This is a genomic window from Gibbsiella quercinecans, assembly GCF_002291425.1.
Classification (GTDB): domain Bacteria; phylum Pseudomonadota; class Gammaproteobacteria; order Enterobacterales; family Enterobacteriaceae; genus Gibbsiella; species Gibbsiella quercinecans.
This window is the reverse complement of the sequence record NZ_CP014136.1, coordinates 2,103,915-2,125,362: the sequence shown is the minus strand read 5'-3', so window position 1 is coordinate 2,125,362 and position 21,448 is coordinate 2,103,915. Positions and strand designations below refer to the sequence as shown.

The following is a 21,448-nucleotide window of genomic DNA, read 5'->3' as shown; positions in this document are numbered from 1 at the left end:
GTGACCGTCAATTTATCATCTGTTTTTTAGAACGTGTAAACAAGCGCAGAGCAATCATGTTTTTATGTATCTAAGGCTGATGTACGATTGCCATTCCTTAAGATTATAAAAACTCAACCAGCACATTCCATGACTAGAGACCTTGAGTATCAAGGGAGTTATTGCAAAAAAAACTGGTGAGGCGGGTTATCCAGGCGGCATAATGGAAAACGGACTATGCCGCCGAGGGAGTGGCACATGGCGATGATCAGCTGTTTTATGGAATTTGGTATCTGGACGGTTACTCCCGAGAAAAAGCATTTATACAGAATACAGTATAAATTCACATATCGTATTTGACGACTTCGTCAGAGTCAAAAGGTATGTGGCCAATTCATGTCGGACCGGTGTGCATATATTATTTAGAAGCCCAACCGTACGTTTTGTGCGGTTGGGCTTTTGACCCTGATCAGATACAAGGGCCGGCAGTATCTCAAAAAAATAGCATGTTACCTGCCAACGCTTTCATGCGATAGAACCATTTTAATCCTCTCCTTAGTTATTATCAATGAGAATTCATCATGTGTGCGTTTTTTGAACGTTCTTCTTCAAAGCGAAGGTCTTGTGCTTTGTAATCTAGTGTGGCACGTTCAATCGCCTCCGTAATAGACATCACTGGTTTTAAATTTAGATTCTCAGATATCGTTTTAACTCTTTGCTCTACATCACCACTTACTATTACATATGGAATTCCAATTTCATTCAGTATTTCCAGTAAACGTTGATCAACTAAATCCCGGAAATCAGCATTCATCGGACGATGACCATCAGCTGTAAGCGGTAGTTCATGTTTGAGATGGAAAAATATGTCATATGTCTTGGCTACATGAGCTTTCAAAGAGCGACTAATTTCCTTCAATACCCGAGCAAAGAATGGAATGTCTGTAGCGTATTGACCATTTTCTTTGGTACCGACTGACGGATTAATGCCATGTACTAGCCGTGCTTCGCCATATAACAGTTCCTGTAATGAAGTGCCATCTGATATGTAGCTGGAGCCTTGCATAATTTCACACTCCACTCGACCAATATGACGTGCAATCACTAAATGCAGAAATTCCTCAGGTGATACTTCCGCAAGGCGTTTCCCGGGTATCAGCCCCGGCATTATCTCTCTCATTGTTTTTGAAAGGAGACGAGGTACACCTGTGTAATGAGCTAGAACCATCGCGGTGAAAGTTTTTCCCGATGAGTAAGTACCTGAGATTGCAATTTTCATAGTTTTATCCGATGTATTTTTATTCGATAATCAATAGAGCGCTGACGGAAAATTGTGTGCGAAAGTTATTCTAATTTTCTTATTGAAAAGCGCTCATAAGATTCTAATTTTTATGCCATTTATTTATATTTGGTTATATTGTTTAATTTATGTGAATGGATTCCCTCCCCCTAATTTAAAAATTAACACTTTTGGATTTCAGCCTATATATGCTTAACACGACATTCATAGTTGTCCTTAACCGTGAGAGAGCGTCTCGCAGGTAGGTATTGGTGGTCAACAAAACCTTCAATGGATTTTGTGCCTTCAAACTTAACTGCAGACATTTGTGAAATCCTAGGTTTAGCATCTTCAGTATCTCTTACCTTTTGTTCAAAGGTAGTTGTCATTTATTGAAAATAGCACTAAATTAAACTCCAACGTTGTAGTTAGTTTTGCTCATGATAAAGGAATTTAGACATGAAGACCAGTCTTGTCATTTGCGGATTCGGGGCGGTCATTTCAGATGCAGTGACGCTATAGAAACCAACGCGGCACCGCGTAAATTTTTTGATTTTCTGTTCAGGTAACCTATATGTCACACCAAGCATGCTGGCGGTTTGCGCCGCTGTTTGCCATTGTCATTTTGGCCGGCTGCGCCGCCAATAACAATATTGCTCCTCAGTCGTCGCTGTTCGATACGCAACAGCTTCATCTGCAGCAGGCAACGCACAGTTCTCTGACCATCGGCCCACAGTGGTGGCGTAGTTTAAATGACCCGCAGCTCGAGACGCTGATGATAACGACGTTGCAAAACTCGCCATCATTACGTCAGGCAGCGGCCCGCGTGCGGGAAGCGCAAAGCGTGATGGGCGAGGCCGATGCGGCCAACGGCCCTTATCTGGATTTAAATGGTTCAATGCGACGTGAACGTGTGGCGAAAAACACGATTCCGCCGTTCCTGACCAGCTACCCTGAAGCGCCGATTTACGACAACAGAAACAGCCTCGGGCTGAATCTGAGCTATGAATTTGACTGGTGGGGAAAATACCGCGATCAGGTGAATGCCGCGAAGGCACAGGTGGATTCCACCCGTGCTGAACAGGCCGAAGCCGCTCTGACGCTGACCTGTGCGGTGGCGTCAGCCTATTATCAGTTGCAGGCCAACCTGGCTTTGCAGGACGTCTTGCAACAGGAAGTGGATAACCATCAGCGTCTGGTCGATTTGCGTAAAGCGCAGTATCAGGCCGGTGTGTATGGCATTGACATCCCACAGCAAACGCGGGCTCAGGCCGATAGTGCCAAACAGCAGATCATTGGTCTGTTATCACAAACCGAACAATTGAGACATCAGCTTTCCGCACTGGCGGGGCGGGGTCCGGATGCGATGAACGGGCTACACGCCGTTACGCTGCCGTCACCTGACGCACTGGCGCCGAAAGGCGAATTGACGCTGGATTTACTAGGCAAACGACCTGACATTACCGCACAGCGTGATCTGGTGGAAGCCTATGCCCAACGTGTCAGCGCAGCAAAAAAAGCGTTTTATCCAAGCCTTTCTATCAGTGCCTTTGGTGGTTTGACGACCACCCATTACGGAGGCACCAGCCCGAATCTTCTGGAGGCCGCCAGTAAAGCCTGGAACATCATGCCAGCAATTTCGCTGCCGATTTTCCACGCAGGGGCTTTGCGCTCCAGGCTGGGCGAAGAGTCCGCGTTATTTGATCAGTCCGTCGAGTCGTATAACCAGACCATCCTGAACGCCATCCAACAAACTGCGGATGCCATAACCCTGTCGAAAAGCCGTGTCGAACAATGGCAGCAGGCATCTTCTGCCGCGAAATCGCTTGAAGAGGTGTATCGCGTTTCGGATGCAAGATATCGCGCGGGCATCATCGGCAGGGATGAACTCTTAAGCAGCCAGTCAGCGTTTCAGCAACAACAACAGGCGCAACTTCGCGCCAGCAGTCAGTTGATGCAGGCAAAAATCCGTCTCATCCGTGCGCTTGGGGGCGGCTATCAGGCCCCAGCAGCGGGCCAAAAATCATAATAATAGACACATGTGGAGAAGATCATGAGCGCACATGCCGAAACTCAGGCAACACCGCAAGCTCCGAAAAATAAAAAGAAAACGCGGAAAATCGCGATGCTTTTGTTAACCGGGATTTTCATTATTATCGCCATCGCCTACCTGTTTTACTGGCTACTGGTTTTACGTCATTTCGAGTCTACTGATGATGCGTATGTTGCCGGTAATCAGGTTCAGATTATGGCTCAGGTGTCGGGCAGCGTGACCGACGTTAACTTCGACAACACCGACTTTGTGAAAAAAGGCGACGTGCTGGCGTCTATCGAACCGACCGATGCTGAACAGGCTTTTGAGCGCGCTAAAACGGCGTTGGCAAACAGCGTGCGCCAAACGCATCAGTTGATCATTAACGGCAAACAGTATCTGGCGAATATCACGCTGCGTCAGACTCAATGGCAACAGGCGCAAACAGACCTGAAACGCCGCATTGTGCTGGGGAATGTTGATGCGATTGGCCGTGAAGAACTGCAACACGCTCGCGATGCCGTGGAAACGGCCAAAGCGCAATACGATGTCGCCGTTCAGCAATACAACGCCAATCAGGCGATGGTATTGAATACGCCCGTTGCGCAGCAGCCACAGGTTTTGCGGGCCGCTGCTCAGCTTCGTGATGCGTGGCTTGCCCTGCAACGTACCAAAGTTCGCAGTCCGATAGAGGGTTTTGTATCGCGCCGCGCCATACAGGTTGGCCAGCGGATCACACCGTCCACGTCTTTGATGGCTGTTGTACCCGCCCACCACATTTGGGTTGATGCCAATTTTAAAGAAACGCAATTGAAAAATATGCGCATTGGTCAGGTCGCTACCGTCGTCAGCGATATGTATGGCGATAACGTAAAATATTCCGGCAAAGTGGTCGGTATCGACATGGGCACCGGCAGTGCGTTCTCACTGTTACCGGCTCAGAACGCCACCGGCAACTGGATCAAAGTGGTTCAGCGTCTGCCGGTGCGTATTGAGCTAAACGATCGGGAAGTGGCGGAACACCCGCTGCGCATCGGTTTGTCCGCGCTGGTCACTGTCGACACCCAGAACCGGGATGGTCGGGTGCTGGCGGATACGGTCCGTACAGAACCGCTGTATCAGACATCCGCTCTGACGCTGGATCTGGCGCCGGTCAATGCCATCATTGCTGACGTCATTCATGCCAATGCAGGCTAACATTTCTGGAGGCCTCTGTGGCAAATAAACCGCTGGTAGGTGCCCCGCTGGCTTGGATGACGGTGGCTTTGTCTATGGCTACTTTTATGCAGGTTCTGGATTCGACGATCGCCAACGTGGCGATCCCAACCATTGCCGGGAATCTTGGTGCTTCGAACTCTCAGGGCACCTGGGTTATCACGTCGTTCGGGGTGGCAAACGCCATCTCGATCCCGATCACCGGTTGGCTGGCAAAGCGCATCGGTGAGGTTAAACTATTCCTGTGGTCGACCGGGCTGTTTGCCGTCGCCTCTTGGCTGTGTGGTATATCCAATAGCCTGGGAATGCTGATTTTCTTCCGTGTGATACAGGGTGTGGTGGCCGGCCCGCTGATCCCGCTGTCGCAAAGTCTGTTGCTGAATAACTATCCGCCGGCTAAGCGAAGTACCGCGCTGGCACTCTGGTCGATGACGGTGATCGTCGCCCCGATTTGTGGGCCTATCCTCGGTGGATACATCAGTGATAACTATCACTGGGGCTGGATCTTCTTTATCAACGTGCCGATCGGCATTGCGGTTGTATTCGTGACGCTGAAAACGCTGAAGGGCCGCGAAACTGCGACGCAGATCCGCCCGATCGACTGTGTCGGCTTAATGCTTCTTGTGCTGGGGATCGGCGCATTACAGGTGATGCTCGATCAGGGTAAGGAGCTCGACTGGTTTAACTCGACCGAAATTATCGTGCTGGCAATCGTGGCCGTGGTCGCGCTTTGCTTCCTCGTGGTCTGGGAGCTGACGGACGACCACCCGATAGTCGATTTATCGTTGTTTAAATCCCGAAATTTCACCATCGGCGTGCTGTGTATCAGCCTGGCCTTCATGCTCTATGTTAGCTCGCTTGTGTTGCTGCCGCAGTTATTGCAGGTAGTCTATGGGTATACCGCCACTTGGGCGGGGTTGGCATCGGCACCGGTCGGGATATTGCCGATTCTGATATCACCGGTTATTGGCCGCTTTTCGCACCGTCTGGATATGCGCAAGTTGGTGACGTTCAGCTTTATTATGTATGCCTACTGTTTCTTCTGGCGTGCATATACGTTTGAACCGGCAATGGATTTTGGTGCTTCCGCGTGGCCGCAGTTTATTCAGGGTTTCGCCGTGGGCTGCTTCTTCATGCCGCTGACCACCATTATTTTTTCCGGGTTACCGCCGGAACGTATGGCGGGGGCATCCAGCTTGTCGAACTTTATCCGTATTCTAATGGGGTCAATCGGTACGTCGATTACGACGACGATGTGGTCAAACCGTGAGTCGCTGCATCATGCGCAGCTAACGGAAAACATCACGCCGTTTAATCCGGCGGCGACACAACTCTATCAGCAACTCGAAGGCAAGGGCATGAGTCACCAACAGGCATCCAGCTGGATAGCGAGAGAGATCACGAATCAGGGGCTGATTATTTCGGCCAACGAGATCTTCTGGTTATCCGGAGGGGCGTTCCTGGTTCTGCTGATATTAATCTGGTTCGCTCGTCCGCAGTTCAGCGGCGGCGGCGCTCACTGATGCAACCAGCCTGGCTTGCCGGCCACACCGTCTTTTTCTCAACACGTTGCGTTTTTTAATGGTAAGCCGTATCACGTTGTTCAGCGGCTCGAAAGCGCCTGGATTACGTGTGGTGATTCAGCCATCACCCGCGACAGAAAAGATAATGTGGGGCGTTTAGGTATAAAAATAATTTCTGCTCAAGCACGTAATGGCAGGAGATAACTCTCCTGCCATCGCGCGATTAAAATTCAAATGAAGAAGAGAGAACGAAAGTCCGGGGCATGCCTACCGCTAACTGGCTACTGCCTGCCGCACTCCAGTAGCGTTTATCCGTCACGTTATTAACGGTAGCTCTGAACATTGCATTGGTATTCGCAATTCGGGTGTTATAGCTTGCCCCAAGAAAAAATGTGGAAAAGAAATCGGGAAAGAATTCGACGACTGTAGCTAGCCTTGAATTTGACTACTACATCGTTCTACATCATGATTATTTTCAACAACATAATGCGAATGGAAATCATTACGTATGGCGCTGGATGTTCTCCTCTCTGCTTCTATACCCTTCATACTTCAAGTTGCAGATGCGTTGGCTTTCCTCGCTCACCCCAGTCACTTACTCAAGTAAGCTCTTGGGGACTCACTGCGTTGCCGCCTTCCTGCAACTCGAATTATTTTGGGTATAAATTATCTTTACCGATAGCCAGTTAGGTGAAAATTTTCACATTTTGAGGAATCGAACAGGCAAATGAGTTCAGAAACCTATACACCTTATCTGGCGCCAGCCGATGCCGAAACGCTCAAACTGGCGTCTTGTGCACATAGCAGCGATCTGGCGGCCAATCTCGTTGCAGCGTTTCGCCAACTAAACAGCGATATCGACTGCGCTTATGTTGCTGTCGGTGAACCCGCCGTATTTGCATTTCTTATGACGGGCCAGGCGTCTTTGGCAATGCTGGAGCGTGAAATGGCGCCTTTTGAGAGCGTGCCTTATCGTAAGCTCATCAACAGCCAGCCGTTCGCCATCAAAATAGGCCTGTGCGCACCCGCCACGCCTTCCGTTTATGTACACCGATCAAATACGCTTTCGCACCTTACCTTGCAGCAACTTAGCCAGATTTTTACCAATGGAAACCCGCAGGGTGATTATTCATGCTGGGGGCAAATCGATATGGCTTCACCGCTACAGGAAACCAGTATTTATCCTTTGCGTTTGCCTGAAACCGCGCCATTAAGTGTTTATCTCAGTCAGCATCACTTTGATCAGCGACTCGCGAGCTGGGCTGGGGAGTATGTCGCCGATACCGATGCTCTGCTGGGGAAACTTGAGAACATGCCTGCCGGAATCGGGATCGCTGAATCCGGGCGGGACAGTGATTGCGTCCGTGCCTTGCCCCTGTCGGATGGCAACGGGCATATCACCGCCGCCACGCGGGATGACATGCTGAGCGGCGCCTATCCATTAACACGTTATTTGCAGTTGTACTTGCCAAAAGACCAGAACGGCAAACTCAGTTCCCACATTACGCAATTTGCAGCGTTCATTCTTTCGCCGGCGGGCCAGGAAATAGTCAGTGCCCACCCGCGCTATGCCGCGTTATCCAGCGAATTAATCAAGTCTCAATCTCAGCAGATGGAACACGGTTCATGAATAAATCGATTATCACTTTGCCCATTATTGGCAATGATGGAATGGCATCGCTGGTTATCCCCTGGTGCGAACACTTCCAGGTTCAACATCCGCAGATTCGTTTTGAATGCACCCTGGAAGGCTCGTCGACCGCCATTATGGCGCTGGCCGCAAATGCAAGCTGGGTTGCGCCTATCTCCCGCGCACCATGGCAGTATGAGCTGGATGCCTTTACCCACGTGAAAGGGTATTCCCCTTCGGCAATCCATGTCGGTTACACCGGGCATGGGCCTCGCGCAGGGGCCAAAAGCCCACCCGCGCTGTACATTAATCAGCGCAATCCTCTGCATGGGCTGACGATGAGCCAGGTTCAGGCCATCTTTGGGCGAGGAAATAGCGAGGGAGAGATCCGTATGTGGTCGCAGCTGGGCCTGGCGGGGGATTTCAAAGATCGCCGTATCCATGTGTATGGGCTGCGCGATGATGGTAAGTACGCAACGGCTTTCCGGCACCTCCATTTAAGTGAACGGCCGTACCCGCCCCACTATGAACCGTTACCCGATCGTCAATCCGTGCTTGAGGCCGTGGCAAACGATCCCTTCGGTATTGGCTGTGTGGGCTGGTTTAACGCGGCGGCATACCAATCGGAGACTAAAATGGTGGCATTAGCCAGGGACAGTTCATCGGGCTACTATCTGCCGACTTTAACGCATGTACATCAGGGCTTATATCCTTTATCCAGTTACGTTTCTTTGTACTTTGATTTGCCGCCTGGCAGCAAACTGGATCCTCAACTGAAGGAGTGGCTTGCGTTCACTCTCTCGCCGGCGGGGCAAGCGGTGATTGGTGCACAAACCCACAGTGCCGAAGGTTATATCCCGCTCGAAGAAAAGATGCTTGAAACCCAAAAACAGCGTTTAGCGCTGTTATAAAATTCATTTTGACTGGGTAAGATCCATTCCCGTGGCTGAAAGATTTGGGGGTAAAGCGAAACTCAGGGCGTGAGAAGTTGGTTAAGCAGAGCGCGGCTTTTGTGGCTGCCTGGTCTTTGGCTCTTACCGGCAGTCACACTGGCGAAGCCCGGTAAAACGGGACGCGGCGCGTAATTTTATATCGTCTGGCATTTGCCCTTCCTGCCCTGAACGTGCAGTTGTTGAAGATCCCATATATTCAAAAATAAATGACTCAATCGTAGATCTATTATTTAATTTTCAAGCGTAATTACTCACACTTTTAAATATTATGCGTTGATTTATTTGTTATAAAATCAATGATAAAGTACACGTTTACCTTAGGGGTTCTTTAAATTGCAATGGTTTACATTTTGTAACCCATATTGACTTAAAACACTCAAAAAAAGGGGGTACATTATAAATAAGAATCAATTGGTATTACCTGTTTTATGTGGGAATATATCAAATTCTCTGTAATGGATTGAGTTTAAAGATAATATTTTTTGACAAAATCACCGTTTGTTATTTTGGCAGGGATGGAGTTTATTTAATGTCCAAATGTAATTTCTCCCCTCGGGCGTTTTTTAATTGTCAATTTATAATGTTGGCCTTAATAATGTTTATGTTTCTTTTTAGTCCAAGATTGTGCTTAGCCTATTCGGAAATAGATCTGAAGGATGGAAAAGCTCTCTTTGATCCTCCTAAAATAAGAGTGAAAGGCAATGTGGTTTATTTTGATGGGAAAATAAAAGAGAATTCCTATACTGAAATACTAAGAAAAATTGGTGAGAATAAAATTAAAAAAATATCCATTAACAGTGTTGGTGGCGATGCTAAATCTGCTTTGCAGATAGGTTTTTACGTATATCACAATGACATTGATATTGATGTACGTAGCGTGTGTGCTTCCGCGTGTGCTAATTACATCTTTCCGGCAGGAAAACAAAAGCATCTTGGTAATGACTCCTATCTTCTGTGGCATGGTGGTGTTAACGGACCAGAAAAAGAACTTAATGTGTCAGGAGGGATATCGCGTGATGATTTTCTCAAGTTACCTGAGATAAAAGAGATAAGAAAAGAAGATGTAGTTTTCTATAAAAAAATTGGGGTGGCTATTCAATTGTCTTTCTGTCCGCAATTAAAAGATGATTATAATGAAAAATTTCCTGAGAAATGGTTTTCTTACACTCCGGAAGATATGGGTAAATTTGGGATGAGAAATATTTCTTATGCTAATTCGGCCTCTCAGTGGGTTAAGTCAATGAGAAAGAAACATGTTATCTTTGCCAGCTATTGTAATTAGTAGAAAACAATGTGTGAAATATCCAGTGCCGATGCAACTGGCTGACACTGGAGGCCGGGGCCGCAAATACCGACATGAACCGCTGACGTTTTGACCTTTTTTTCGGAACGATGAGCGGCCTTATGGGCGCTCGTCTGAAAACGTTAGCCACTGTAGCACTCCTGTGTCCGAGGTGCAGGTTTTTTGAATACATCAGATTTTGGCCGACGCCCATCTGATCCAGAGATAATTGAAATGGACGCTCCAACTTTGGCGGCATCTAAGTGCCAGAATGCGAGTGTAAACCCGGCAGGAGGAGCGCCTAAATACAAACATCTACGTTGGGTATCGCTCTGGCAAAAAACGTTTTTTAACTTCAGGGCGTAAGAAGTTGGTTAAGCAGAGCGCGGCTTTCGTACAGGGTTTCAATCCGACGGTCGATCTCATCCAGTTGTTCCCGCACTCGAATTTTTAGGGTTTCGCAGGGGGCTGTTTCTGAACCTACGCAATTCAACAAGCCGTGAATTGCAGGCAGAGTAAACCCCGCCTGGTTTAGCGTAAGTATGCGTTTCACCACCGCCACATCTTCCCGCGTGAAGCAACGATAACCCGCTTCCGTTCGCGTTGGGTGAAGCAACCCGGCGCTTTCATAGTAGCGGAGCATTCGAATGCTCACGCCGGTAAGCGCTGCCAGTTTACCAATTTGCATGACGCCCCCTTGACTCTGACACTACTGTCAGAGTGTAAGATTCGATGCTCCAGAATGAAAGGAGCAACGGCATGTTAAAATTAATTATGTGTGTAAAAAGGCGCCCCGATTTAACACGGGAAGAGTTTGATGATCACTGGCGTAATCACCATGCGCCATTAGTGATCAAATATTCTGCAATGCTTGGTATTCGCAGGTATATCCAGACGGTTCCCTTTGCGAATGAAGTGGCACAACATGCGCTTCAGCACACAAGGAATGCCACCCCTGTCGATTTCGATGGTTGCGCCGAATTGTGGTGGGACGATCTGGCATCGCATCTCGCTGCGCGAAAAACAGAAGAAGGTTTAAATGCGCTGCAGCAACTTATTGAAGATGAACGAAAATTCGTAGATTTGGCACATTCGCAACTTTGGTATGGCGAAGAGCGGCATATTATTGATGAGCAATAAGCCATGATGGGTGAACCCTCTCGTTTGTTATCCACTCAGCGCCGTCTTTCACGTTGCAGCCGCATTGGCTGCAACGTGATGTCTATTCAGCCAATCGTTCGCCGCTTGCCGCGTCGAACAAATGGATTTTCTCCGGCCTGATAACCAGCGGCAGCGGGGTTCCCGGCCGTGCCGTCACGCGTTCTGCCACCTGCACGTGCAACGGCGCGCCTTGCCAGTCGAGGTGTAGCAGCGTCGATTCGCCGGTCACTTCCACAATCCGCACTGTCGCCGCCACGCCCTCCGGCGAGGGTAGGATGTCGTGGGGGCGCAGCCCGACCAGCACCTCTTTTTCCCCCTGTGCCAGTGCAGCGGCGTGCCAGCGCGCCGGCAGCGCCAACCACTGTGCGCCGCATTTTACGCCGGGGTGGCCGTTGCGTACCTCGATGTTTCCCGCTAGCAGGTTCATCGGCGGCGATCCGATAAACTGGGCGACGAAAGTGTTGACCGGGCGATCGTAAATGGTCAGCGGATCACCTTGCTGCACAATCACGCCATCGCGCATCACCACGATCTGGTCGGCCAGCGTCATCGCTTCCACCTGATCGTGCGTCACATACAGCGTGGTGGTATTGAAACGCTGGTGCAGCGCTTTGATCTCGGCGCGCAGTTCCATGCGCAGCTGCGCATCCAGATTGGACAGCGGTTCGTCGAACAGGAACACCCGCGGGTTGCGCACCATCGCCCGGCCCATTGCCACGCGTTGGCGCTGGCCGCCGGACAGGGCTCGCGGGTAGCGGCTGAGCAGTTTGTCGATGCCGAGCATGGTGGCGATATGCGCGATTTTGCTTTGCTGCTCTTCCCGTTTCACTTTCTTTACCTGCATGTGAAACGCCAGGTTTTCCGCCACCGTCAGGTGGGGGTAGAGCGCGTAGCTTTGAAATACCATGGCGATATCGCGCTCCGCCGGGTCGAGATCGTTGATTTGCTGCTTATCCAGCAGGATGTCGCCGTCAGACAAAGTTTCCAGCCCGGCCAATAAGCGCAACAGGGTTGATTTTCCGCAGCCGGACGGCCCCACCAGCACGGTGAAACTGCCGTCGGGAATGGTGAGATCAAGCGGATGCAGCACCGTTTGTTTACCGTAGCGCTTGGCTACCTTTACCAGTTCTACGCCGGCCATGACTCAATTCTCCTCAAGATCGGGTGTGAATAAGGATTGTTGTAAGGTTTGCCAGTCGGGATAGCTGCGTGGCGAACTGCTGATGGCATGCGCCGACACCTCAATGCCCCAGCGCAGCGCTTGCGCGTGGGGTTCGCCGCACAGCAGCGCGCTGAGAAAGCCCGCGTTGAAACTGTCGCCGGCGCCAATGGTATCGACCACGGCCACCGGCTGCGCCGGCGCGTCCAACTGTGTTTGGCGTGTCCACAGGCTGGCTCCCTGCGCACCGCGTTTTACCACACAGCCGCCGCCACGGTGCAAACGGTCTGCCAGCCAACGGGCCGACGCTTCCAGCGTGGGCTGCTGGGCAAAGCCGAGGGTTTCTGCCTCGTTGAGCAGCAGCCAATCGCAATCGGCCAACCAGTGCAGCAACTGCCGGCGCAGAGCATCGCTCCAGCCCCGCGGCGGCCAACCGGTATCCACCGCCACCAGAAAACCGCGTTGTTGCAGCGTGGCCAGCAGCGCCGGGTAATCGTCAAGCAGCGCGGTACATAAAAACGTGCCGCATAACAGCGCGATATCGCCCGGCTGGGCACGCTCCGGCAACTGCGCCAGCACGTCTGCGGCAGTCAGGCGCACGATGTGGCCCTGATTACTGATAAACGAGCGCTCTTTGTCCGGATGGGTCACGCCCACGGTCAGCGAAGTATCGCAGGCGTAGCGCGGCCAGGCGTCGGCGCTGGCGGCGAAGTGCCCGGCCAGCCAGGCGCTGAAGCCGTCGCTGCCCTGATTGGCGACGGCCCGGTGCGGCACGTTCATCTGCGCCAGCGCCAGCGCACAGTTTCCGGCGGAGCCGCCGGGGCGCAGCTCGCTATGCTCCAGCATGATCTCGGTGCCGGGTCGCGGCCACTGCGCCAGCGTACCCATAATTAAATCGATGTTGATATTGCCTGCCACATACAAGGTGGCGTTGTGGGTTCTGTCCATGGTTATCCCTTACTGCCGCCATTGGTGAGGCCGCTGACCAGCGCTTTCTGCAGCCAGATGGCGATAAATAGCGGGGGCGTCGAGGCGAGTATGCCGACAGCGGCGATCAGGCCATCGTCGGTGGCGCGCCCGGCGGTGAAACCGGCGATGGTCACCGGCAGGGTTTGTGCGCTGAGGTTACTGGTAAACAGCAGCGCGTAGAAAAACTCGTCCCAGGCCAGTAGCCAACCGAAGATCGCCGCCGCGCCCAGCATCGGCTTCGCCAGCGGCAGGGTGATGCGCAGCAGCACCTGCCAGAATCGCAGCCCGTCCAGCCGCGCCGCCTGTTCGATGTCGCGCGGCAGGCTATCGAACTGATTTTTCAGCATCCAGGTGAGGAAAGGCAGGATCAGCGAGCAATAGACTAGCGTTAGCCCGCCGCGGGTATTTAGCAGATCCAACTGTTGCAGCACGGCGTACAACGGCAGCGCGAACGCCACTGGCGGCACCATATAGACCGCCAGTCCAGCGAACAGCCAACCGTCGCGCCCCGGATAGCGGGAGAAACTGAACGCTGCCGGGATTGCCAGCAGCAGCGAAAGCAGCGTCGCGCCGCTGGCCACCAGCAGGCTGTTGCCCAGCGCATGGAGGAACAGTTCACCAGGCTGGCCGATTTGCAGAGAGAGCAGGCGGCCGTAGCGGCTGAAATCCCACTGGCGCGGCAGCCATTCCAGCGGCACGCGGGTTAAATCGGCCGTGGAACTGACGCTCATCAGGAACAGCCACAGCATCGGGCCGACGATGCTGGCAGCCACCAGCAGCGCGGCGCCGTAACGCAGCAGCGGGCGCAGTTTACGTTTCATGGTCGGCACTCCGTCGGCGCAGCATTAACAAATAGAGCGCGATCAGCACGCTGCACATCAGCGCCATCAAGATGGCGTAGGCTGCGCCGCTGCCGGCGCGCAGGTAGCTGAACGACTCCTGATAGACGAAAAAACTGAGGGTTTTGGTGCTGTCTGCCGGGCCGCCGCGCGTCATCACGTAGATGATGTCGAAAACCTTGAAAGAGTCGATGGTGCGCAACACCAGCGCGACGCCGAGCGGGGCGACGATCGCCGGGAAGGTGATGGCGCGAAAACGTCGCCAGGCTGGGGCGCCATCCAGCCGCGCCGCTTCATACAGGTCTTCCGGGATCGATTGTAGCGCCGCCAACGTCAGCAGCGTCACCAACGGGTAGTTTTTCCAGATGTCCGCCAGCATCACCGCGTGCAGCGCGGCGTCCGGCGAACCCAGCCAACTGCGGTAATGGTCGATAACGCCCAACTGCGTTAATAGTGCGTTGATGCTGCCATAATCCGGGTTGAAGTTGAGCCGCCACATCATGGCGTTAACAATGGTCGGCAGCGCCCACGGCAGGATCACCAGCACGCGCAACAGATTGCGTCCGACGAAGCGCTGGTTGAGCAGCAACGCCACCAGCACTCCCAGCACGCCTTCAATTATCACTGACACTACGGTGAAATACAGCGTGCGCAGAATGGCCGCCTGAAAATCGGGATCGGTCAGCGCATAAAGGTAGTTCTCCAGCCCGACGTAGGCTGGGGTCTCGCCGCTGCCCACTAACGCCGCGTCGGTAAATCCGAGCCAGATGGTGCGCAGCAGCGGCCAGGCAGTTAGCAGGAACATCACTACCAGCATGGGCGCCAGCAGCACCCACGCCTGACGATGCTCGCGTTGTTGCAAACTCAGCATCGTTCTTCCTTAGCGCAGCCGGGCCGCGCTTTTATCCACCGCCTGCATGCTCGCTTCCGGCGTTGTCTGCCCTTGCAGGATCTGTTGCAATTGCTGTTGCAGGGTGTTGGATAGGCGCGAGTATTCAGCGGTTTCCGGGCGGGAGAGCATGACGTTGAGCGAGGTCTTCGCCGCCGCGATCAGCGCTTCTTGTCCGGCCTTCACCGCCGGATCGTCGTAGGACGATTGCCAAATCGGCAGGCTCAGCTTGGCGTATTTGTTTTGCACCGGCTGCGAAGTGATATAGCTGATGTACTGCCAGGCTTGCTCCGGGTGTTGGCTGGCTTTGGCGATGCCCAGCCCCATTGAGCCATTAACCGCGCCCGCTTTGCCCGGCGCGTCTCCCGGCGCAGGCACGATCGCCACCTCGCCGGCGACTTTGCTCTGCTGCGGATCGTTGGCCATGTTGTACATATAGGTCCAGTTGAGGGCGAAGGCAGCATCACCGTTAGAGAACGCTTTGCGTACGTCCTCTTCCAGATATTCGCGCGAAGCCGGGTTAGTCAGCCCGCTATCCAGTGAGCCTTTCATCAGTTTCACCGCGTTCATTGACGCCGGGCCGGTGAAATTCAGCTTACCGTTCTGATAGAACTGGCCACCGAAGCCGGAAACGAGCGTGGTGTAATCGCACACCAGCGCTTCCGCCTGCGACCAACTCCACACCAGCGGGTATTTCACGATGCCTTTTTCCTTGATGATCTTGGCATCGTCCAATACCTGCTGCCAGGTCTGCGGCGGTCGGCTGATGCCCGCTTTGCTCAGCATCGCCTTGTTGTAATAGAGATATTTTGTGTCGAGGATCCACGGCATACCCAGCGTTTTGCCCTGATAGACCACCGTGTTCATCGCGCCGGGGAAGATGTTGGCTTTTTCCGCCGCTGGAATGCGGGTGCTGACGTCCTGTAACAGATCGAAACGGGTGAACTCTGCCGGCCAGATGGCGTCGAACAGCACCACATCGTAGCCGTTGCTGCTCGCACCGTGCGCCGCTACGATTTTGTCGTGCAGTGCTTCGTAAGGCACGAATTCCAGGTTGACGTGGATGTCCGGGTGCTGCTGTTCGAAGTCGTGGGTCATGGCGCGAATGTCGTTCTCGCTATAGGCCGCCTGCGTCATGAACAGCGCGTTGATTTGCGTATCGGCCGCCTGAACGCCGCCGCTCAACGCCAGTAGGGCGAGCAGACCGCTTTGCAACCGTGGGGTGATTCGACGTTTCATTTTCTCTCTCCGCGAACGCTATAATTTATTAAATCAATTTGATTGATTTAATCGAGGACAAAAAACCGGGTGTTGTCAGCCCGCTCAGAAATAAAGCAAGCTGCGTGCCAGTCCTGGCCGGCACATGGCGAGCCGGCCAGTGCTCCGGCGGCGGAGCAGGGCGGGAACGCATTGAATATTTTCAAAAAATTAAATTGATTGTCGCCCCGGCTGAATTACATACTGAGCCGTCCGTTGTCTGGAATGCTGCCGATGAAAACCTCAGGAACCAATCTGGAACACGCCCGCGCCCACAATCGCCGGGTGATCATTGAAGCCGTCCGCCTGTACGGCGAGCTGACGCGCGCCGAGCTCGCCCGCCTGACGGCGCTGACGCCGCAGACGGTGTCGAATATCGTGGCTGAGCTGCAACAGGCGGAGATCCTTACCACCCATCTGCCGCGCAAGGCCAGCGGGCGCGGCCAGCCGGCGATCCCGCTGACGCTCAACCCGGTCAGCGCCTACTCGATCGGCATTCACCTCGACCACCAGACGCTGCTGATCGTGCTGGTGGATCTGGCCGGTGAAATCCAGTTTCGCCGCCTTATCATGGTGCAAAAGCCCCAGCCGCATGACACATTACTGCGCATTGCCGGGGTGCTCGATGAGATCCGCGCGCATTTGGCGGCGCAGTGGCCCAAAGTGCTGGGAATTGGCGTGGTGATGCCTGGGCCGTTCGGCGTGGAGGGCCTTTCCTCTCAGGGGCCGACGACGCTCAACGGCTGGGAGCAGGTGGGTGTAGCGGCGGAACTGGCCCGCCTCAGCGGGCTGCCGGTGACGCTGGAAAACGACGCTACCGTTGCGGCGATTGGCGAGCGGTTTCACGGCGTGGCGCGGCGGCTGAATTCTTTCGTTTATCTCTATATCGGCACCGGGCTGGGGGCGGGGATCTTCACCGACAGCCATATTTATACCGGCCATGCCCACAATGCCGGCGAAATCGGCCATATCGTGGCGCAACCGGGTGGACGGGCTTGCTATTGCGGCAACCATGGTTGCCTGGAGCGCTATGTGTCGTTACAGGCGGCCTACGAACACTGCGGGCTGAATCCGATGACCGCATTGCCGGACGATCTGCTTGATGTGGAACCGGCGCTGTTCGACGGTTGGATCGACAGCGCGCTGCCGCCGCTACGCCAGGCGATCAATATGATCGAATGTATTTTCGATGCGGAAGCGGTGATCGTGGGCGGCATGATGCCGCACCCGCTGCTGGAAAAGCTGATTAAACGCCTGCCGCCGCTACACCAGTCGGTGCGCAGCCGCTATCTCACCGACATGCGCGTGAAAATCGGTATGACCGGCAGCGACACTTCCGCATTGGGCGCCGCCGCGCTGCCGATTTTCGATGAGTTTAATCCGCAGTATCAGGTGCTGATGAAGTAGTGGGCGCCGTTACGCCGCAGGCACCGGCTTATATTGCTCCCGGCGCCGCATCCAGTCTTCCCCCTGTTTCTGTGCCGCGAGCATGATGTCCGTTTCGCTGGCCTTGGTGATAAGGCCGTGGCGTACCAGAATGTCGCCTTGAACCATGACCGTATCGACATTCTCCCCCTTGGCGGAAAACACCAGATTCCACAGCAGGTTGGTCTCTTCCTGCTCGTTCCAGAAGACCGGCTGAAGGTTCGGCTTGAAGAAATTCACCAGAATCATGTCGGCGCTTTTGCCGGTTTCGATTGAGCCAATCTCGTTTTCCATATTCAGCGATTTCGCGCCGTTGATGGTGGCCATGCGCAGCATTTGCTTCGCCCCCATAATAGACGCGTCGCGCTGCGTCGCCTTTTGTATCAGAGAGGCGAATTTCATCTCCTGGAACAGATCCATACTGTTGTTGTCGATAACGCCATCCGAGCCGATCGAGACGTTCACCCCTTCGCGCAGCATCAGCGGAATACGCGCTACGCCACAGCCCAGCTTAGCCGCCGAAATCGCGCAGTGGGCCAGGTTGGTGCCGGTGGCGGCCATCTTCTTGATGTCGTCGTCGTTCACCCACACACAGTGGGCCAGCAGCGTCTTTTCACCCAGAATGCCCCGCTGTTCCAGCATGTCGATGGTCGATTTGCCGAAGGTGCGGGTGATCGACTGCTCCTCTTCCTCCTGCTCGCAACCGTGCGTATGAATGCCGACGCCGAACTCTTTCTGGGCCAGGATCGCGGCTTTGTACATGTCTTCGCTGCAGTAATACAGGTTTTCCAGCCCCATCCACACCCGGATCCGGCCGTTCTGGCTCATGTGGTGCGTATTGATCAGTTTCTCGTTCGCTTTGGTGCTCTCGAAGAAATCGTACGGCTGAACGTCCGCCGCATAGGGGGCCAAATGCACCCGCAGCCCAAGTTCCCCTGCGGCCTCGGCGCTGCGGTGCATAAAGCGGTACATATCCAGAATGGTGGTGGTACCGTTCTTCAGGCATTCCAGATAGGTGAGCCTGGCGGCGTGGTAGGCGTCTTCCTCGTTGCAGGCCCGGTGCTCCAGATCGTAAATCGGCAACCAGTCGACCAGCCGTAAGTCCTCCGCCACGCCGCGCATCAGGCTCGAGTGGTTATGCGAGTCGATCAGGCCCGGCAGCAGCGCCATTTGTCCCCGGCCGTCGATGATCTCGTCGGCATCGCTGGGGAGCGGAATAGCCTCCTTGCTGCCAACGGCGGCGATGAGGCCGTTTTGAACGATCACCGTCCCGTTCCGGATGACCGTGTCCCGGCTATCGACCGTAAAAATGACAACGTTGGTAATTACAGTGGTTTTCATCGGTAGAGATCCTGTCTGGTTATTATGCTTTCCGGCTAACGTGTGCAGGCTGCCAGTTCTTCATCGGGAAGTAATACAGCACCAGGGCTGCGACGATGCCGACAATCCAGGCCATATCCGCGCCATCCAGCATTTTCGCTATTGGGCCGACATAAAAAGTAGAATTGATAAACGGAATTTCAGCAACGATGGCGATCAGAAAGGCAAAGATAGTGATTTTATTATATTTCCCGTAGCGACCATGAACATCGAAAATATCCTGAATGTGATAGTGGCCTTTACGCAGCACGAAAAAGTCCAGCAGGTTAATCGCCGTCCATGGGATCAGGAAATAACTCATGAAATAAATAAAGTTGATAAATAGCGTCATGAAATTGCTTTCGCCGCCCAACAGGCTCAGAACAATATTGATCACCAGAATGGCGCCTAAAATAATTGTTCTTACACGCGGCGTGACTTTCAGGCTGTTGAACGGTTGGATAGAGGTCACGACCGACATAAAAGCGCCGTAGAAATTAAACACATTGATGGCAAACAAACCATAGACAATCAGGATATACATAAGCCAACTGTAGCCGTGGAACATGTCGGCCATTTTTCCGCCGGCATTATCGGAGAAGCCAGGAATAACGGTGGCAAGCGCCGCACCAATCGTCATCATCCAACTGCCGGAGATCGCCAGGCCGCTATAGGTAAACCAAAACACCTTCGGGGACGATACGTCCGAGGGGAGGTAACGGGAATAGTCGGCGACGTAGGGCGCCATGGCCAGCACGTAGGTAGCGATAATGCCAACGCCCGAAACGAACAGCGTGAGGTTGAACGCGCTGATATTCCAGGCTCCCGCCGGCAGCGGCTGATTGAAGGCCATGATCGTGGCGATGCCCAGCACCACGAACGCGCTGATCGACAGCCATTTCTGGGTGAAGTGAATCAACCGGTAGCCATAAATGGCGATAAAGATGGAAATAAAGGTAAAAAGAATGATGATCCAGGTGGAAGAGATCGGCAGGACATTATTTAACGTCTGGCTAATCAGCAACGTATTCGCCACGCCGAACCCCAGGTAGACGAACATGACGAAAAACATGGGAATGATTGCGCCAAGTACGCCAAACTGCGCGCGGCTCTGAATCATCTGCGGGATCCCCAGGCGTGGCCCCTGAACGGAGTGCGAAGCCACGAAAACAGTGCCGATTGCGTTGCCCAGCACAATCGCCGCGATGCTCCAGAAGAGGTTTAGCCCCATCATTACCAATACCGCGCCGGTAACGATAGTGGTCAAATTCAGGTTCGCGCCGAACCAGACGGCGAACAAATCCTTTGGTTTCCCATAGCGATCTGACTCGGGAATATAGTTAATGCTGTGTTGTTCGATAGCCATATTTTTGACCTCCAGTGACCTTGTTATACCCTTCATACTTCAAGTTGCAGGTGTGTTGGCTTTCCTCGCTCACCCCAGTCACTTACTCGAGTAAGCTCCTGGGGATTCGCTGCGTTGCCGCCTTCCTGCAACTCGAATTATTTTGGGTATATTTTTATTGATTTTTCAGACCTTTTTATTGGTTATCATTGGATAACCATAGTCTGTTACAGACCACCCTGATGTTTTTTATCTTCCGTGCAATAATGGGTTACTACCGCGATAGTAACTATGCGAAAAACATTCCGCAAGAAACAGCGCTCTGGTATAATAATTTCATATGGTTCTTTGCTTAAGTGGGTGGCATCTTGCTAGAGAAATTCGGGTTTTCACAGTATGAGAGCCAGGTGTACGAAGCGATTCTTTCCGCAGAGTGCCCTGTCGAAGCATCGGCTGTCGCTAAATTATCCGGCGTCCCGAAAGCTAAAGTTTATGAAGTGATCTCCCGCTTACTGGACAAAGGCATTTTGCTGGATTCGGTAATTGAAAAGAAAAAAGTTTATAAAGCTATTTCCATTGAGCAGGTCATTAAAAAGTTGACCTTGAAATTTCAATCCGATATAGAACAGTTAAAAAACGTTAAAAAGAAAAAAATCAAACCGGACGATCGGGTTTGGAATCTCGCGACGGAAGAGTCTATTTATGCCTATAGCCTGGCGTTAATTGATGGTGCGCAAAAGACCATCAATATTTCCACGTGGAAAGAGATTTTTCTTGTTTATCAACCCCTGTTGGAAGAGAAAGAGCGGCAAGGCGTGCTGGTGGAAGCCCATGTGGTTGGTGAGCTGGAATCCAGTCTGCGCAATCTGAGCAACTTCGTGCCACATGAAAGCCAGACCGGGCTGAAAAAATTCCAGAATATCGTCGTCGATGGCGCTGAAGTGGTGTTCGCCATTACCGAAGGGGCGGATTGGCACTCCATTGCCACCCAGTCCGAGCAGTTGGTCGATGTGTTCCGGGACTTCTTCTACCGGGACATTATCCTGACATTCCTGGAGGAAAAGTACCGTCATATCCTGCACAACGATGACGAGTACGTGGGGCTAATCAACAAGCTGAGGTATTGATCGCTGCGCCAGTACATATAAATTA

General features: G+C 52.9%; 18 protein-coding genes. 9 read left to right on the top strand and 9 right to left on the bottom strand.

Features of this window, described 5'->3' with window-relative positions; genetic code table 11:
- Positions 1 to 544 precede the first annotated feature (544 nt).
- Complete coding sequence (locus ACN28Q_RS09870) at positions 545 to 1,258, bottom strand: AAA family ATPase (RefSeq protein WP_095846191.1); 714 nt, start codon at positions 1,256 to 1,258, stop codon at positions 545 to 547.
- 574 nt (positions 1,259 to 1,832) lie between these two features.
- On the opposite strand from ACN28Q_RS09870, the gene ACN28Q_RS09865 reads away from it, so the two are divergent.
- The 6 genes from ACN28Q_RS09865 to ACN28Q_RS09840 all read left to right on the top strand — a co-directional run bounded on the left by ACN28Q_RS09865 (position 1,833) and on the right by ACN28Q_RS09840 (position 9,893).
- The gene (locus ACN28Q_RS09865; protein WP_095846190.1) at positions 1,833 to 3,287 is read left to right on the top strand and encodes an efflux transporter outer membrane subunit; all 1,455 of its coding nucleotides are present in this window, start codon (positions 1,833 to 1,835) and stop codon (positions 3,285 to 3,287) included.
- Positions 3,288 to 3,311: 24 nt separating this feature from the next.
- Positions 3,312 to 4,487 (top strand): multidrug efflux MFS transporter periplasmic adaptor subunit EmrA, encoded by a 1,176-nt coding sequence (gene emrA / locus ACN28Q_RS09860; RefSeq protein WP_095846189.1) that lies wholly within the window; start codon positions 3,312 to 3,314, stop codon positions 4,485 to 4,487.
- 56 nt (positions 4,488 to 4,543) lie between these two features.
- Positions 4,544 to 6,028 (top strand): multidrug efflux MFS transporter permease subunit EmrB, encoded by a 1,485-nt coding sequence (emrB, locus tag ACN28Q_RS09855; protein WP_230469520.1) that lies wholly within the window; start codon positions 4,544 to 4,546, stop codon positions 6,026 to 6,028.
- Positions 6,029 to 6,755: 727 nt separating this feature from the next.
- Positions 6,756 to 7,658, top strand: coding sequence for a PstS family phosphate ABC transporter substrate-binding protein (locus ACN28Q_RS09850; RefSeq protein ID WP_095846186.1), 903 nt, complete (start codon positions 6,756 to 6,758; stop codon positions 7,656 to 7,658).
- Positions 7,655 to 8,569 (top strand): PstS family phosphate ABC transporter substrate-binding protein, encoded by a 915-nt coding sequence (locus ACN28Q_RS09845; protein WP_095846185.1) that lies wholly within the window; start codon positions 7,655 to 7,657, stop codon positions 8,567 to 8,569. Before ACN28Q_RS09850 ends, ACN28Q_RS09845 begins: the two co-directional genes overlap by 4 nt.
- Positions 8,570 to 9,206: 637 nt before the next feature.
- On the top strand, positions 9,207 to 9,893 hold the full coding sequence (locus tag ACN28Q_RS09840; RefSeq protein WP_147440142.1) for a hypothetical protein: 687 nt from the start codon (positions 9,207 to 9,209) through the stop codon (positions 9,891 to 9,893).
- Between the two features lie 355 nt (positions 9,894 to 10,248).
- Here ACN28Q_RS09840 and ACN28Q_RS09835 read toward each other — a convergent pair whose 3' ends face one another.
- Positions 10,249 to 10,581, bottom strand: a complete 333-nt coding sequence (locus ACN28Q_RS09835) for a MerR family transcriptional regulator (RefSeq protein ID WP_095846183.1) — start codon at positions 10,579 to 10,581, stop codon at positions 10,249 to 10,251.
- Between the two features lie 71 nt (positions 10,582 to 10,652).
- Between ACN28Q_RS09835 and ACN28Q_RS09830 the strand changes: the two genes are divergently transcribed.
- Entirely contained in the window at positions 10,653 to 11,033 is a 381-nt protein-coding gene (locus ACN28Q_RS09830) for an EthD domain-containing protein (RefSeq protein WP_095846182.1), read from the top strand.
- A gap of 82 nt (positions 11,034 to 11,115) precedes the next feature.
- Here ACN28Q_RS09830 and ACN28Q_RS09825 read toward each other — a convergent pair whose 3' ends face one another.
- The 5 genes from ACN28Q_RS09825 to ACN28Q_RS09805 are packed head-to-tail and all read right to left on the bottom strand — an operon-like array spanning position 11,116 to position 16,149.
- Positions 11,116 to 12,195 carry an ABC transporter ATP-binding protein gene (locus ACN28Q_RS09825; protein ID WP_095846181.1) on the bottom strand — a complete coding sequence of 360 codons (1,080 nt, stop codon included), beginning with the start codon at positions 12,193 to 12,195 and terminating at the stop codon, positions 11,116 to 11,118.
- A 3-nt stretch (positions 12,196 to 12,198) separates the two neighbouring features.
- Positions 12,199 to 13,161 carry a carbohydrate kinase family protein gene (locus tag ACN28Q_RS09820; RefSeq protein WP_095846180.1) on the bottom strand — a complete coding sequence of 321 codons (963 nt, stop codon included), beginning with the start codon at positions 13,159 to 13,161 and terminating at the stop codon, positions 12,199 to 12,201.
- Positions 13,162 to 13,163: 2 nt separating this feature from the next.
- On the bottom strand, positions 13,164 to 14,003 hold the full coding sequence (locus ACN28Q_RS09815; protein WP_095846179.1) for a carbohydrate ABC transporter permease: 840 nt from the start codon (positions 14,001 to 14,003) through the stop codon (positions 13,164 to 13,166).
- Complete coding sequence (locus ACN28Q_RS09810; RefSeq protein ID WP_095846178.1) at positions 13,993 to 14,892, bottom strand: carbohydrate ABC transporter permease; 900 nt, start codon at positions 14,890 to 14,892, stop codon at positions 13,993 to 13,995. The genes ACN28Q_RS09815 and ACN28Q_RS09810 overlap by 11 nt, the downstream gene beginning before the upstream one ends.
- A gap of 9 nt (positions 14,893 to 14,901) precedes the next feature.
- A complete protein-coding gene (locus tag ACN28Q_RS09805) occupies positions 14,902 to 16,149 on the bottom strand; it encodes an extracellular solute-binding protein (protein WP_095846177.1) in 1,248 nt (415 codons plus the stop codon).
- 252 nt (positions 16,150 to 16,401) lie between these two features.
- Between ACN28Q_RS09805 and ACN28Q_RS09800 the strand changes: the two genes are divergently transcribed.
- A complete protein-coding gene (locus ACN28Q_RS09800; protein ID WP_095846176.1) occupies positions 16,402 to 17,574 on the top strand; it encodes an ROK family transcriptional regulator in 1,173 nt (390 codons plus the stop codon).
- 9 nt (positions 17,575 to 17,583) lie between these two features.
- Here ACN28Q_RS09800 and ACN28Q_RS09795 read toward each other — a convergent pair whose 3' ends face one another.
- Entirely contained in the window at positions 17,584 to 18,933 is a 1,350-nt protein-coding gene (locus tag ACN28Q_RS09795) for an amidohydrolase family protein (RefSeq protein ID WP_095846175.1), read from the bottom strand.
- Between the two features lie 22 nt (positions 18,934 to 18,955).
- On the bottom strand, positions 18,956 to 20,317 hold the full coding sequence (locus ACN28Q_RS09790) for a purine-cytosine permease family protein (protein ID WP_095846174.1): 1,362 nt from the start codon (positions 20,315 to 20,317) through the stop codon (positions 18,956 to 18,958).
- 335 nt (positions 20,318 to 20,652) lie between these two features.
- Between ACN28Q_RS09790 and ACN28Q_RS09785 the strand changes: the two genes are divergently transcribed.
- Complete coding sequence (locus ACN28Q_RS09785; protein ID WP_257790442.1) at positions 20,653 to 21,423, top strand: TrmB family transcriptional regulator; 771 nt, start codon at positions 20,653 to 20,655, stop codon at positions 21,421 to 21,423.
- Positions 21,424 to 21,448 lie beyond the last annotated feature (25 nt).